Consider the following 14,853-nt stretch of genomic DNA (forward strand, 5'->3'; position numbering starts at 1 on the left):
TTAAACATGAATTTAGTGCAGAAGGCAGATATTGAACTCAACTGTACCGATCGGTACTCTACTCTTTAATTAAATTCCCGTCAATTCTCGATTTTGAACTTTTCGATGAGTTACACTTAGGACGAAATCGCTAAAATTTTTATAAGGTCAATATGTCAGGTTCAACTAAAACTAATGAAAAAAATCAAAAAATTCTGGATGCAGCTACCAAATTTTTTCTGACCCATGGTTTTAGTGGCACAACAACAGACATGATTCAAAAGGAAGCGGGCGTTTCAAAAGCAACCATGTATGGTTGTTATAAAAATAAAGAAGTGATGTTTGCTGCTGTCATTGAAAGACAATGCACGAGCATGCAAGAGCAAATTATTTTAGTCGAGACAAAAGCTGAAAATTTACGGTCAGCTTTAACCGAGATGGGAAAAACCTATCTGTGTTTTATATTGTCGCATTCAGGCTTGGCATTTTTTAGAGTTTGTATTGCAGAAGCAGTTCGCTTTCCAGAGTTATCTGAAAAATTCTTTGAAGTAGGGCCACAAAAGCTTGCAAATATTATTGCGGGTTATCTTGAAAAATCTCAAAAAAATAAAGAAATTGAATTGAATTCTTCTGCCGCTATAGCAGCAAATATATTTTTAGCATTATTGCGAAGTGATGCGCATCTAAAATGTCTAACACATCCTAATTATACAATTTCTGATAATGAAATTAGTACTTGGGTTGAGTATGCAGTTGATTTATTTTTAAAAAATATAAATTACAAACCAAGTTAATTTAGGAAATTTTTTCCTACCAAGTTCTGAATGTAGAAATTTAAAAAAGAGACCAGCTAGTGGTCTCTTTTTATTCTTAATTAGATCGCTTCTCTAGTCATTTCACCATTTACAAGTCTTAAAATCTGGAATGGGTTGCTGTCTTTTAAGGCTTCCGGCAACAAACTTTGTGGATAGTTCTGGTAACACACAGGACGCAAATAACGGTCAATTGCCAAAGTTCCAACTGATGTACCTCTTGCATCAGAAGTCGCTGGGTATGGCCCACCGTGCACCATGGCATCGCACACCTCAACACCCGTTGGATAACCATTTATAAGTAATCGACCGGCTTTTTCTTCTAATACAGGAACCACATCCGCAAACTCGGTTAAGTCTGCTTCATCGGCGATTAAAGTTGCAGTGAGCTGACCATTCATACTTTGTAGCGCTTGCACAAGTTGGACTTTATCTTCAACCTCAATCACCACTGTTGCTGGACCAAAGATTTCTTCTTGTAAAAGCTGGTCACCTGCGAGTAATAGCTCAACATCAGCTTTAAATAGTTGTGGCTGTGCCTGATTGCCTTGCTGGGCTTGACCTGCCAAATGTTCAATGCCTTGATGCTCGGTTAAATGCTCAAGACCAGCGATATAGCTTTTTAAGGTTCCGGCATTCAGCATAGTTTGTGCAGGCTTAGCGCCCATAATTTCGGTTAGGTTGCGAATGAGCTGGCTAAATTCAGCTGATTTAATACCTAAAATTAAACCTGGATTGGTACAGAACTGACCACAGCCTAAAACAACTGAGTCGGCTAAGTCCTGTGCAATTTTTTCACCACGGTTTTTCAAGGCTTCCGGTAACATCAGCATCGGGTTAATACTGCTCATTTCCGCAAAGACTGGAATCGGTTGTGGACGGGCTGCGGCCATGTCACATAAAGCACGGCCACCGCGAAGAGAACCTGTAAAGCCTACAGCCTGTATTAAAGGATGCTTAACCAGTGGTTCACCCACGCCATTACCGTAGATCATGTTAAATACACCTTTAGGCATATTTGATTTTTCTACGGCACGTTCGATTGCCTGAGCTACAAAGTCTGCTGTCGCCATGTGACCACTATGCGCTTTCACCACTACAGAGCAGCCTGCGGCGAGTGCCGAAGCAGTATCGCCACCCGCAGTTGAAAAGGCTAAAGGGAAGTTACTTGCGCCAAAGACTGCTACAGGGCCAACACCAATTTTAATCTGGCGCAAGTCTGGGCGAGGTAAAGGCTGACGCTCAGGCAAAGCTGTATCAATACGGGCACCTAAAAAGTCACCACGACGTAACACTTTAGCAAACAGGCGCATTTGTCCACTGGTACGGCCACGTTCACCTTGCAAACGGGCAAGTGGCAAAGCGGTTTCCTGTGAGATGATTTCAAGAAAATCTGCACCCAAAGCATCAAGCTCATCGGCAATATTTTCTAAAAAGGCAGCACGCTGTTCAGGTGATGTATGACGATAAGTCTTAAAGACTTGGCTAGCCACTCCACAGGCCTGATTAATTTCCTGTTCGGTTGCATGGTGAAACTCATAAGGCAAAGCCTCACCCGTTGTTGCATTCACACTTTTCAATAAAGTTGTACTTTGTGCACTACGTGAACCGCCAATAAAGTTGTGTCCGATAATGGTCATAACAAATATCCTGAAATTAATGAGAGTGTCTTGGAAGGTTGTCTTGATTTACGACTCGCATATATAAAGTTGCAGGTTCCAAACAACCACCAGTAGATAATTGGCCAACCATATTGCGATACATTTCTTGCCAAGGCGTTTGAGAGGCAGAGACAGTTGGTTTCCATTCACGGCGGCGTTGTTCTAACTCTTCGTCAGAAATGAGTACGTTAACGGAGCGTTTATTGAGATCAATGCGTAAACGGTCATTGGTCTTTAATAAAGCAATTCCACCGCCTACCGCCGCTTCGGGTGACATATTTAAAATAGAAGGGCTGGCAGACGTACCACTTTGGCGGCCATCTCCTAAGCAAGGCAGTGAATCAATCCCTTTTTTAATTAACTCCGCTGGAGGAGCCATATTGACGACTTCTGCGCTACCCGGATAACCAACAGTACCAGCACCACGGATGACCAAAATACAATGTTCATCAATGTTTAAAGCAGGGTCATTAATTCGTGCATGATAGTCCTCAGGACCTTCAAAAACGATCGCACGTGCTTCAAAGCTATTTTCACTATTTGGGTCAGATAAATAGGTTTTCTTAAATGCTTCACCCACGACAGACATTTTCATAATGGCGCTGTCAAAGAAATTGCCGCTAAGCACAATAAAACCTGCACCATGTTTCAATGGTTGTTCATAAGGGAAGATGACATCTGCATTTGAAGTTTTTGCATTTTTAGCAATTTCCCCAATTGTTTTACCGCTGACTGATGCACAGTCTTCATGTAAAACGCCTGCTTTTTGTAATTCATGCAAAACAGCAGGAACACCGCCAGCACGGTGGAAACCTTCACCCAAATATTTGCCCGCTGGCATACAGTTTACAATGAGCGGAATGCTTTCCCCAACGCGTTGCCAATCTTCTAAACTCAGCTCAATCCCCATATGACGAGCAATTGCAATGAGGTGAGGAGGGCAATTACTTGATGCACCTAATGCTGAAGCTACCGCAATGGCATTTTCAAATGATTGTTTGTTCATGATTTTAGAAGGGCGTAAATCTTCTAGAACCATTTCACAAATTCTTTTGCCTGTCATATAGGCCATTTGCCCACGTTCACGATACGGCGCTGGAATACTTGCACATGTCGGTAAAGACATGCCCAAAGCTTCTGCCAAGGCATTCATAGAAAGTGCAGTGCCCATAGTGTTGCAATGTCCGACCGAAGGCGATGCTGAAGTGGTCATTTCCATGAACCCTTCATAATCAATTTCACCGGTGGCAAGTAAATTTCTGGCATGCCAAAGCACAGTACCAGAACCAATTAACTCACCTTTAAAATGACCATCTAGCATTGGTCCACCAGACAACACAATGGCTGGTATATCTGTTGTTGCGGCAGCCATTAAACAAGCAGGTGTAGTTTTGTCACAACCTGTGGTTAGCACCACACCATCAAGCGGATAGCCATGTAATATTTCAACTAAGCCTAAGTAAGCTAAATTTCTGTCTAAGGCAGCAGTAGGGCGACGGGTTTGTTCTGCAATCGGGTGAACGGGGAATTCCATGGGAATACCACCCGCATCTCGAATACCTGCTTTAACCCGTTCAGCAAGTTCTTTGTGATGACGGTTACATGGAGTTAAATCACTGCCCGTTTGTGCAATACCAATAATCGGGCGACCTGATTGTAGTTCGGCACGGGTCAGGCCATAATTCATATAACGCTCAACATAGAGTGCTGTCATGTCGGCATGTTCAGGATCATCAAACCATTCTTGGCTACGTAAAAAAATCCGTTTATTTTGATCATTCATTTTTTGATCCCTTCACTCATACTTTTTGAAATTTAGTTTATTCACGAGATGAATCTTACAATTCAGCCGATCGATAATACGTGAAAATTACAGTAATTCACGTTGCTTTAAATTACGCATCAAAGCATTTATTCCAAAATTCCACGGCGTTGCTTTGTCGCTGGTCATAACCGTGTTGTATAAAGTACCAAGTTTAGGTGAATGAATACGGACGACATCTCCGACTTTATGGGTAAAGCCAGCCCCAGCTTGTTCACGATCTTGAGTAGGCGCAAATAAAGTTCCCAAAAACAGAACAAAACCGTCTGGATATTGATGATTTTCATTGAGGGTTTGTTGAATTAAATCTTCTGGGTCACGGCTAATTTGAGACATGGAACTCACACCATTGAGCACAAAGTTATCTGTCCCTTCAATTTTCAGTTCAACATCGCAAGCACGAATGTCATTTAAAGTAAAAGTATTATCAAAAAGGCGAATAAACGGTCCGATTGCACACGATGCGTTATTATCTTTGGCTTTACTCAACAGTAAGGCGCTACGGCCTTCAAAGTCCCTTAGATTCACATCGTTTCCTAAAGTTGCGCCTAAAATTTTACCGTGGCTATTTGCAACCAATACAACTTCTGGTTCCGGATTATTCCATTCAGATTTCGGGTGAATACCAATATTTTGGCCAGTTCCCACAGCCGCTAAAACGGGTGCTTTAGTAAAAATCTCAGCGTCGGTACCAATGCCCACCTCAAGATATTGAGACCACATTTTTTGCTCAATTAAATATTCTTTGAGTTGAAGGGCTTTTTCCGAGCCGGGTTCGATTGTTTTTAAATTATCACCGATTACCCCTTGTACCACTTCACGGATCGATTGAGCTTTTTGTGCATCGCCACCAGCTTGTTCTTCAATCACACGCTCTAACATGCTTGCTGCAAAAGTAACACCAGCCGCTTTAATCACTTGTAAATCGATAGGGGCTAAAAAATATGCCTTGTTTGTATCTGGCTCAGCGACTGTATTGGCAAATAACTCATCAATTGATCCAACTAATTTTCCTTCAATTTCAGATAAAGCTTTTAAAGGATCAGTGCTTTCAAGCAACTGAGAAATCGTGTGGAACTTTTCAGAAATATCAAAAACCTGATCGCCTTTTAAAAGAATCGGAGATGGACCGGAAATTTGATTTGGAATCCACGCACGGCCAATTAAACATCCTTGAGTAGCATCGTCTGGTAATGAGTTCTGGGAATTTAAGGTAAAGTTCATTTAAAGCATCCTTCTTTTATTTGAAATCATGATATGTTTCTTATTTAATAAACACCAATCGTAATAATTTAATTATTAATAACGAAAAGTTATCGAAAAGGATTTTTTTAAATGGCAGATTTGACATACTCAAGCTTAAATAATTGGTTGAAATTCAAACATTTGGTTCTTCTTGAAACTTTAGCAAGAACCAATAACATGCATTCGGCCGCCGAGCAGATGAACTTAAGTCAGCCTGCGGTGAGTAAAATGCTAAAAGAAATTGAGAGTCTTCTGGGGTTTCAGGTCTTTGAGCGACTGCCTCGAAATATGCCAGTAACAGCTTTGGGCGAGCACGTGATTCGATATGCGCAGCGAGTTTTAAATGATGCAAAGCATTTTGTCGAAGACATAGAAATTTTACGGTTGGGCGGTCACGGTTTTTTAAAAGTAGGTGGTATCTTTGCCGCAACCGCAGTGGTGATTCCAAACTCCATTATTGAGATTAAGAAACAATGGCCCTTACTTTCTATCGATGTTGTTGAACAAACCAGTGACCATTTAATGGAAATGTTAAGTGAGCATACTCTAGATTTAGCCATAGGCCGTTTTACCGATGTGACACAAAGTCAGTTTTTTGATTTTCAACCTTTAGGCCCAGAGCCGTTTTGTATTGTAGTTAATCATGCTCATCCATGTGCCCAGAAAAAGTTTTGTACATTAGAAGAATTACTAAATTGGCCATGGGTACTCTATCCTAAAGGAACGCCAATTCGAGAACGTATGGAAGGTGCATTTGCCAGAGCAAAAGTCAAAATTCCTTTAAATACGGTCAATACCATGTCGATGCAGACCTTTTTGCAGATCTTGAAAGGCGCCCCTATGGTGGGAATGTTGCCCGAAGCGATGGTGATTGATCAGGTAAAAGAAGGGCAATTACAGATTTTAGAAACAGATCTAATTTTAGATGCGCAGGATTATGGAGTTTTGACGCGCAAAGATGAGCCAGTATCTGATATTGCAGCAGCATTTATTAATATCTTACTTAAAAATGCAAAACGTAAATAAAGTATTCAGCCTCAAGCAGGGTTCGGTTTGAAGTTTTAAAACTAAAAGACAACTTGCTTTGTTTAGTAAATTTATAAACATAAAACTGATATTAAAAAGTTATCAATATTTAGAAAATATTCATTGGAAATTATTGAAAGGACTCCTTATCGTTTAATTCACGACAATTACAAAAGTTTTTAAGTGAATAAAAACTAGGAAAGGACCTCTATATGAATGTGCTAATCACTGGTGGAACAGGTTTTATTGGAAAGCAAATTGCCAAAGAGATCTTAAAAGCTGGCAGTTTAACTTTAGATAACAATAAACCTGAACCCATCGATAAAATTATTCTATTTGATGCATTTGCTGGCGATGATTTGCCACAAGATCCAAGAATTGAAGTGATTGTAGGTGATATTACCGATAAAACTACAGTTGCTCATATTACAGAAAATATTGATGTCGTTTGGCATTTGGCCGCTGTGGTGAGTTCAGCAGCAGAGGCTGATTTTGATTTAGGTATGGATGTTAATTTGTATGGACTCCTAAATTTATTAGAAGAATTAAGAAAGAAACAAACCACGCCTCGAGTTATTTTTGCTAGCGGCTGTGCTGTATTTGGTGGTCAATTACCAGAAGTTGTGACAGATGAGACAGTGGTTACACCAAAGTCTTCTTACGGCATGCAAAAAGCAGTAGGAGAATTACTTGTTTCAGATTACTCAAGAAAAGGCTTTATTGATGGCCGTATTTTAAGACTACCGACGATTGTAGTTCGTCCAGGCAAACCCAATAAAGCGGCATCGACATTTTTTAGCTCAATCATCCGTGAACCGTTAAAAGGTGAAACGGCCGTTTGCCCAGTACCGTCAGATACTCCAGTTTTTGTTACTTCACCGCGACGTTGTGTTGAATCAATGATTAAAGCGGCATCAATTTCTTCAGATGTACTTCAAGACAACCGAATCATTCCTCTACCGGGATTAACAGTCACGGTTAAAGAAATGCTTGAGGCACTAGAAAAAGTTGCGGGTAAACAAGCAACTGATTTAGTGCAATGGCAAGAAGACAAAACCATTCAACGTATTGTTAAAAGTTGGCCTGTTCAGGTGAAAGCTGAATATGCCGAATCTTTAGGTTTCCAAGCAGATAAAAATTTTGAAAGCGTGATTCAGGCACATATAGAAGATACCCAAAATTAATGGCAGTGATCGCCAGTTGATGTGAGAGTTATTATGGAAGATATCAAAAATGTAACTGCTCTCGAAGAGCAGACAATCAAACGTATTTCGAATCGAATTATCCCGTTTCTCATTATTCTTTTCATTATGGCATTTCTAGACAGGACCAATATTGGTTTTGCTGCCCTACACATGAATGATGCACTTGGAATTACTCAAACCATTTTTGGTCTAGGTGCAGGTGTATTTTTTCTAGGTTATTTTATTGCAGAAGTTCCAAGTAATATTTTGCTTCATCGTTTTGGAGCACGAATCTGGATTGCCCGAATCATGATTACTTGGGGCATTATTGCTGCACTGATGGGCTTTATTCATAGCGGTACGCAGTTTATTGTTTTACGGTTTTTACTCGGTATTGCAGAAGCGGGTTTCTTTCCGGGTGTTATCTTTTATTTAACCTTATGGTTTCCTGCAAAATATCGTGCCCGTGTCTTTGCAACGTTTTATCTTGGATTGCCAATTGCTCAAATTATTGGAGCACCAATTTCAGTAGGTCTTATGCAATGGGGTAATAGCATTGGCTATGAAGGCTGGCGTTTGATGTATGTGCTAGAAGGTATTCCATCCATTATTTTGGGCTTAGTTTGTCTTAAATATTTAACCAATAACCCAAAAGAAGCAGAATGGTTAACGGCTGAACAGCGTCAGTGGTTAATGACTACACTAGAGCGTGAAGAAAGAGAAAAAGAGCAATCTGCCGATGCTGCTTTAACCAAAGGTGAACTCATTAAACAAGTGTTTAAAAACCCTTTAGTGTGGATTATGGCAATTGTGTATTTTGGAATTACCTCTGGTTCAAATGCAATGTTCTTCTTCTTACCAAGTGTTTTAGAATCATTCCGTAATACATTTGGTATGCAAATTAGCCTTATTCAAAATGGTTTACTCACTGCAATTCCATATGCATTTGCAGCTATTGGTATGGTTTTATGGAGCCGCCGCTCTGACCGTAAACAAGAGCGTTATAAACACGGTGCGTGTGCTGCACTTATGGCTGCATTAGCAATTGCGATTGCACTACTTGTAAATCAACCGTGGGCTATTATTGCGGGCTTTATCTTTCTTGCAATTGGTGTGTTTAGCGCAATTAACATTTTCTGGACCATTCCTGGGCAAACTTTAACGGGAGTGGGGGCCGCAGCCGGAATTGGATTAATTAACTCGGTAGGTAATTTAAGTGGTTTTACTGGCCCATATTTAACTGGATATTTATATACGACCACAGGCACCTATACAGTCGCATTCCTTGCCATTGCAGGCTTTGTAGCGATGGGCGGCTTAGGACTATTGCTATTAGCAAAGTTAAAATCGAATAGCTTAAAAGTAGAACAACAGCAACTTAAAGTTCGAACAGCTACGGAGATGAAATAATGGCGACCATCGGATTTGTGGGAACAGGCATTATGGGCATGCCGATGGCTATGAATTTACTGAAGGCAGGTCATCAACTTAAGGTCTGGAATAGAACTTCCTCTAAAGCAGATAGTTTAAAAGAGGCGGGTGCCCAAGTTTGCTCTGAACTTGAACAAGTCGGAAAAGATGTAGAGTTTCTAATTTGTATGCTTAGCGACGGGAAAACCTGTGATGAAATTCTGTTTAAAAAACACGGTGCAATTTCACAGCTAAAACCTGAAAGCACGGTTATTGTCATGAGTTCAATACCGGTTGAAGTTGCAAAGACACAAAGTGAAAAGTGTAAAGAAAGAGGACTTAGATACTTAGATGCTCCTGTTTCTGGCGGTGAAAAAGGTGCCCAAAATGCAAGTCTCGCCATTATGGTGGGCGGTGACGCTAAAACGTTTTCACAGGCTGAAACTATTTTAAGTGCAATGGGCCGACCAATTTTAGTGGGTGGGACTGGCTGCGGAATGCTCGCAAAACTTGTAAATCAAATGATTGTAGCCACCACTATTGCAACAGTAAGTGAAGGTTTATTGCTTGCCAGTAAAGCGGGCGCCGATCCTATTAAGCTAAAACAAGCACTCACAGGAGGCTTTGCCGATTCTCCAATTTTACAGCAGCATGGCGAGCGTATATTAAATCGAGATTTTAAACCTGGTGGCACTGCTCGAAACCAGCATAAAGATATTCATACAGCCGTTAGCTATGCTAAATCACTTGAATTGAATTTGCCTATCGCCCAACAAGTGAGTCAATTGTTTGAAAATATGCTTGCTGCTGGAGACGGTGAGTTGGATCATTCTGGTTTAATTCGTGAACTTGAGCGAATGAATCACGTTTAATCATGTTTAAATATCTTAATAGGTAATTGATTGATGCAGCAGAACTATTGCTGCATCAATCGCTCTATCAATTAGAGCACTATTTAACTTCGATAACGATTGCTTATTTACAACAAATTAGGAGGCTAAAATTAAGCTGACAAACCCCAATTCCTCCAATAAAAAACTTGCTATTTAATCTATATGGATTATTATTTTTCTTTTAAAGATGAACGCTCTTAAACAAAATAGTTAGAAATTTTTGAATTCATCTTTGATTGTTTGACTTACTTATAAGGCCAATATATTAAATTTTGGTTTATTTATTATGTCTATGCCCTTAAGGAATTTAATTTTAACTGAATTGTGGAATCTAATGAGTAAACAGCAGACTAAAGAAAAATTGATAGAAGCAGCAATCATTCTTTTTTCACAAAATAATATTGAAACGCTATCAGTGCAAAAAATTAATGAGACCGCAGGCGTAGCAAACAAATCAGCACTTTATTACCACTTTAAGTCTAAATGGGGCTTAGTAGAAGCGGCCTTAGATCATGTTATGCAGCCATATATGGCTGACAGCCTTGAATTACTAAATGCTATTCCTCCAGATAACGTACAGGTTTCTGATGTGGTAGATGCGTTAATGAAGCCAATGGTAAAAATACTTTTACAGGATAATGGAATTCATTACTTAAAGTTTTTCTCTAAAACGATTAGTGCCGGAGATGAAGGACGAGTTATTGTTGCGAAAACCTTAGTGCCGATTGCAAATAAAGCTGTAGCTTTATTAAAACAGGCTTTACCTGATGCTGATTCTAATGCGATTTCACTTAAAGTTCTTTTTACTTTTAATATCATTTTAAATGTGATTAGTGATATTGGGCTTGAGCATTTTTGGCCAACAGATGTTAAGGACCATAGATTATTAGGAAAATATTTAAAAGACTATATTGAAGGGGGAATTCGTTTTAAAGCTGAACATTTTTATAAATAAAGAAAGAAGTTCGTCTAATTTCACAAAGATAATTTTAGAGTGTCTCATTTAACATTTTTAGAGTATCTGCATATTCACTATGCCTCAAAACAACATGTTTTGTTACTTATCATTTTGATATTAAAATAATTTTATTGATTTGACGCAAGAAAATAATTTTCTTCATGGGTGATAAAAATAGCTTGATATTTAATCTAGTTGGATTATTATTTTAATCTAAATGGATTAAGTCTCGGAAAAAATTCGAGATTAAGAAATATAACAAAGAGATCAAGTTTGTATCACTTGGTCAAAATGGAAAAGTATTATGGAAAAATTTAATCAGTTAAGGATTGCAATATTATTGACGGTTATTGGCTCTGTGGGTTTGAGTGCGTGTAATGATAGTGATGATTCTACTCAGGTAAATAAACCAACAAACCCAGAAACTGAGTTAACAGATTGCATGTGGCAAGATTCTGTAACAAGTAAACAGCATACTGGAGAAGACCCGTTAAATTATGCGTTTCCTGATTCTAATGTAACGTATTGGTCATCAGAATTTACTGTACCTGAGGGTGCAAAAGTGATGATTGATGGTGATTATCCTTATTCAAGACACTTTTCATTGGTGAGCTATACTGCTAAAGGTGAGCGGGTTAACTCATTATTAGACGCTACTATTTTGCCTAACCAAGGTTCAGTTAACCCGTTTGTAGTCGGCAATAACCGTCTAGGTAAAAACCGCGCTTATTCAGCGCAATTACAATTGGGAGACCTACCACATAGTCCTTTAAGTAATACTTTGTATGCGCCTAAAACAGCAGACGGTAAAGTTGCCATTTTATATCGTGTATATGTACCCAACAAAAATATGGATATTAAAGGAAATGTGAGTTTTCCTCGATTTAAAGTTCAACTTGCAAATGGGGAAGTTAAAAAGGGTCAAGATGTTTGTAATGTTCTACAAGTAAAAAAAGCACCGATTGATCGTATATCAACAATGCCATTAAAAAATACTGTAGATGCATTTAACCAAAACAGATATGAGGGTTTTCCTGCACAACAGGAACCAAAATGGTACAAAGCCTTTAGTGCTTTAGATAGCTTTAAATGTATTTATAAATTCGATCCTATTACAAAACAGCCGATTGATAAATGCGAAGGTTTGGCGGTCACACCTAAACTTGGTTATTGGGCTACGCCTGACAATGAATATGTTTATGCGGCGGTAAGTAGACGATTAGGCAAAGTGATAGAACTTCGAGGTAAAGTTCCAACTACAGAAAAAACCTTTAATAATGATCCGTTTGTTCAAAAAATAGATGTACGTTATTGGTCAATTTGTACAAATGAAGTGATTTCAACCGCGACAAATTATTGTCTTTATGATGAAAATATTCAAAAAGTAGACAAAGACGGGTTCTATACCATTGTTGCTTCGTTACCAGAAGATCGACCAGCGAATGCAAGAGAAGAGTGTGGCGTATATTTCCTTGAGCTAAGCCCTCGTGGTTCAGGTTATACAGCCGAAGATGGTAAAGCTTTCGGTCACTCAGACTTTGGTTTATTTATTATGCGTAATTTATTACCTGATAATGCCTTTGCTCACGCCGTTCAGAAGGTGAAAGTACCGGGTGAAGAAAAAGCAGTAATGGGCGACTATTTACCAGATATTCATTACACCTCGAAAGACGCTTTTGAAACAAAAGGATGTTCTTAAAATCCAGGTTCAAACTAAACCAATCTTTTGATGAAAGATTGGTTTTTTGTTAGCTCAATAAGAAAGTTTAATTCAATAAAAATGACTCCCAAATATGATGGGATACAACGTCTATAGAACATAAATAAGGAAATTTTATGAAACTTAACGTACTCACTACTTCATTGTTATGCGCTTTAACTTTCAATACATTTGCAGAAACTAAAGTAGAAAAAGCAGTTATTGATTCAAACGCTTCTTATACTAGTAAATACAATCTCCAAAATGCCGATGAGTTTAATAACGCCGCAAGAGGTTTTATTGCTAAACCCAGTGGGCAAATAAAGAATGAGCAAGGAGATGTGATTTGGGATTTTGATGCATTTAATTTTATTAAAGATCAGGCCCCTGATACTGTAAATCCGAGCCTTTGGCGGCAGGCTAAATTAAATAATAATGTGGGTTTGTTTAAAGTTGCAGACCGTGTTTGGCAAGTTCGCGGTTTTGATCTGGCAAACATGACCATTATTCAGGGCAAGAGCGGCTGGATTATTGTTGACACGTTAACGTCAAAAGAAACTGCCCAAGCTGCTATTAAATTTGCAAGACAGCATCTAGGTGACCAAAAAATCTCAGCGATTATTTTCACACATAGCCATGTTGACCATTTTGGGGGAGCGCTAGGTGTTATCTCTACCGAAGAATTAAAGCAAAAGAAAATACCGATTATTGCACCCGAAGGCTTTATGGAAGAAGCGACCAGCGAGAATATTATGGCTGGCCCAGCAATGACTCGGCGAGCAACCTATATGTATGGAACATATTTGCCTAAAAATACCGAAGGTTTAGTAGATAATGGTTTAGGTAAGGCTGTAGCAGTCGGACAAATCGGGATTTTAGCACCCAATCAGTTAATTACCCAGAAAGAACAAAAATTGAATATTGATGGGGTAGATTTCGTATTTTATAACGTTCCGAGTTCTGAAGCTCCTTCAGAATTAACCTTCTCAATTCCCTCAATGAAACTATATAACGGCGCAGAGATTCTCTCCCATACGCTACATAATCTTTACACTCTAAGGGGTGCTAAAGTACGCGATACGTTAAAGTGGGTCGGTTATCTTAACCAAGCTTTAGTGCAAACCCAAAACTCAGAAGTTTTTATTGCCCAACATCACTGGCCAGTTTGGGGGCAACAAAATATTCAAGACTTTATTAAGACACAAAGAGATGTCTATAAATTCATTCATGATCAAACTGTTCGTTATATGAACTCTGGTTTAAATGGTGCTGAAATTGCCGAGAAGATTAAACTGCCACCTGAGTTAGACCAAAAGCTATATGCTCACGGCTATTATGGAACCTTAAAACATAATGCAAAGGCTGTATATCAATACTACATGGGTTGGTTTGATGCCAACCCGTCAAATTTAGACCCATTACCGCCTAAAGATGCTGCAAAGAAATATATTGAACTGGCAGGTGGCGAGGCAAATGCTTTAAAAAATGCTCAGCAAGCTTACGACAAGGCTGATTACAGATGGGCTGCGGAAGTTCTAAAACATTTAGTATTTAATAACCCAAAGAATTTTCAAGCCAAAGAATTGCTGGCAAAAACTTATCGACAATTAGGATATTCAGCGGAAGCTTCGACTTGGCGTAATTTCTATTTATCGGGCGCACAAGAATTACAAGGTGTTACCCCAGTTAAGAATACCTCGGGACGTTTAGGTTTACTTATTCATACGCCGACTGAAAGATTTCTTGAAGCGATGGCAACCAATCTGGATGTTGAAAATTTAAAAAATGAAAATCAGTGTATGAACTTAGTATTGACCGATACACAAGAAAATTTTTCATTACGGATTGAAAACTCGGTCATGCTCTTTGATAAATATGACAGCAGTAATCTACCTACAAACTGCCCAACGTTGAAGCTGACTAAACTTTTATATTTAAAGTTAATTACAGGTGAAGTGGATGCTTCGAAAGTTTTATTTTCTAAGGACAGCGAAATAAAGGGCAATCCTTTAAAAATTGGAAAATTCTTTTCTTCATTTAAAAAGTCTAGCAATGGGTTTCCAATAGTGACTCGTCCAGAAAATTAAAACGATCAAAGATAGATTCCTAGGAAACTTAAGCTAAAGCATCCTTCTAGATCTGGCAGTACCTGATACACCTGACA

11 protein-coding genes are annotated in these 14,853 nt (G+C 38.9%); 8 read left to right on the forward strand and 3 right to left on the reverse strand.

Annotated elements, in window-relative coordinates; genetic code table 11:
* Positions 1-152 precede the first annotated feature (152 nt).
* The gene (locus AWW73_RS00795; protein WP_062848459.1) at positions 153-773 is read left to right on the forward strand and encodes a TetR/AcrR family transcriptional regulator; all 621 of its coding nucleotides are present in this window, start codon (positions 153-155) and stop codon (positions 771-773) included.
* Positions 774-853: 80 nt separating this feature from the next.
* Here AWW73_RS00795 and AWW73_RS00800 read toward each other — a convergent pair whose 3' ends face one another.
* The 3 genes from AWW73_RS00800 to AWW73_RS00810 all read right to left on the reverse strand — a co-directional run bounded on the left by AWW73_RS00800 (position 854) and on the right by AWW73_RS00810 (position 5,498).
* Complete coding sequence (locus tag AWW73_RS00800) at positions 854-2,431, reverse strand: aldehyde dehydrogenase (NADP(+)) (RefSeq protein WP_062848460.1); 1,578 nt, start codon at positions 2,429-2,431, stop codon at positions 854-856.
* Positions 2,432-2,447: 16 nt separating this feature from the next.
* A complete protein-coding gene (locus AWW73_RS00805; protein WP_062848461.1) occupies positions 2,448-4,235 on the reverse strand; it encodes an IlvD/Edd family dehydratase in 1,788 nt (595 codons plus the stop codon).
* A gap of 87 nt (positions 4,236-4,322) precedes the next feature.
* Positions 4,323-5,498 (reverse strand): fumarylacetoacetate hydrolase family protein, encoded by a 1,176-nt coding sequence (locus tag AWW73_RS00810; RefSeq protein ID WP_062848462.1) that lies wholly within the window; start codon positions 5,496-5,498, stop codon positions 4,323-4,325.
* Between the two features lie 111 nt (positions 5,499-5,609).
* Between AWW73_RS00810 and AWW73_RS00815 the strand changes: the two genes are divergently transcribed.
* The 7 genes from AWW73_RS00815 to AWW73_RS00845 all read left to right on the forward strand — a co-directional run bounded on the left by AWW73_RS00815 (position 5,610) and on the right by AWW73_RS00845 (position 14,776).
* Positions 5,610-6,545 carry a LysR family transcriptional regulator gene (locus AWW73_RS00815; protein ID WP_062848463.1) on the forward strand — a complete coding sequence of 312 codons (936 nt, stop codon included), beginning with the start codon at positions 5,610-5,612 and terminating at the stop codon, positions 6,543-6,545.
* A gap of 212 nt (positions 6,546-6,757) precedes the next feature.
* Positions 6,758-7,729 carry a D-erythronate dehydrogenase gene (denD, locus tag AWW73_RS00820; RefSeq protein ID WP_062848464.1) on the forward strand — a complete coding sequence of 324 codons (972 nt, stop codon included), beginning with the start codon at positions 6,758-6,760 and terminating at the stop codon, positions 7,727-7,729.
* Positions 7,730-7,762: 33 nt separating this feature from the next.
* On the forward strand, positions 7,763-9,139 hold the full coding sequence (locus AWW73_RS00825; protein ID WP_016145337.1) for an MFS transporter: 1,377 nt from the start codon (positions 7,763-7,765) through the stop codon (positions 9,137-9,139).
* Positions 9,139-10,011 (forward strand): NAD(P)-dependent oxidoreductase, encoded by an 873-nt coding sequence (locus AWW73_RS00830; protein WP_062848465.1) that lies wholly within the window; start codon positions 9,139-9,141, stop codon positions 10,009-10,011. The genes AWW73_RS00825 and AWW73_RS00830 overlap by 1 nt, the downstream gene beginning before the upstream one ends.
* A gap of 355 nt (positions 10,012-10,366) precedes the next feature.
* Positions 10,367-10,987, forward strand: a complete 621-nt coding sequence (locus tag AWW73_RS00835) for a TetR/AcrR family transcriptional regulator (RefSeq protein ID WP_062848466.1) — start codon at positions 10,367-10,369, stop codon at positions 10,985-10,987.
* Between the two features lie 307 nt (positions 10,988-11,294).
* Entirely contained in the window at positions 11,295-12,689 is a 1,395-nt protein-coding gene (locus tag AWW73_RS00840) for a hypothetical protein (RefSeq protein ID WP_062848467.1), read from the forward strand.
* Between the two features lie 137 nt (positions 12,690-12,826).
* Entirely contained in the window at positions 12,827-14,776 is a 1,950-nt protein-coding gene (locus AWW73_RS00845) for an alkyl/aryl-sulfatase (RefSeq protein WP_062848468.1), read from the forward strand.
* The last annotated feature ends 77 nt before the right edge of the window (positions 14,777-14,853 follow it).

The organism is Acinetobacter lactucae, assembly GCF_001605885.1.
In the GTDB taxonomy this organism is placed as follows: Bacteria; Pseudomonadota; Gammaproteobacteria; order Pseudomonadales; family Moraxellaceae; genus Acinetobacter; species Acinetobacter lactucae.

Bases quoted from the DNA above. Each gene is read 5' to 3' on its own strand.
- AWW73_RS00805 (WP_062848461.1), bottom strand. From the start codon at position 4,235: ATGAATGATCAAAATAAACGGATTTTTTTACGTAGCCAAGAATGGTTT.
- AWW73_RS00835 (WP_062848466.1), top strand. From the start codon at position 10,367: ATGAGTAAACAGCAGACTAAAGAAAAATTGATAGAAGCAGCAATCATT.
- denD (WP_062848464.1), top strand. From the start codon at position 6,758: ATGAATGTGCTAATCACTGGTGGAACAGGTTTTATTGGAAAGCAAATT.
- AWW73_RS00845 (WP_062848468.1), top strand. From the start codon at position 12,827: ATGAAACTTAACGTACTCACTACTTCATTGTTATGCGCTTTAACTTTC.
- AWW73_RS00795 (WP_062848459.1), top strand. From the start codon at position 153: ATGTCAGGTTCAACTAAAACTAATGAAAAAAATCAAAAAATTCTGGAT.
- AWW73_RS00810 (WP_062848462.1), bottom strand. From the start codon at position 5,498: ATGAACTTTACCTTAAATTCCCAGAACTCATTACCAGACGATGCTACT.
- AWW73_RS00800 (WP_062848460.1), bottom strand. From the start codon at position 2,431: ATGACCATTATCGGACACAACTTTATTGGCGGTTCACGTAGTGCACAA.
- AWW73_RS00815 (WP_062848463.1), top strand. From the start codon at position 5,610: ATGGCAGATTTGACATACTCAAGCTTAAATAATTGGTTGAAATTCAAA.
- AWW73_RS00840 (WP_062848467.1), top strand. From the start codon at position 11,295: ATGGAAAAATTTAATCAGTTAAGGATTGCAATATTATTGACGGTTATT.
- AWW73_RS00825 (WP_016145337.1), top strand. From the start codon at position 7,763: ATGGAAGATATCAAAAATGTAACTGCTCTCGAAGAGCAGACAATCAAA.
- AWW73_RS00830 (WP_062848465.1), top strand. From the start codon at position 9,139: ATGGCGACCATCGGATTTGTGGGAACAGGCATTATGGGCATGCCGATG.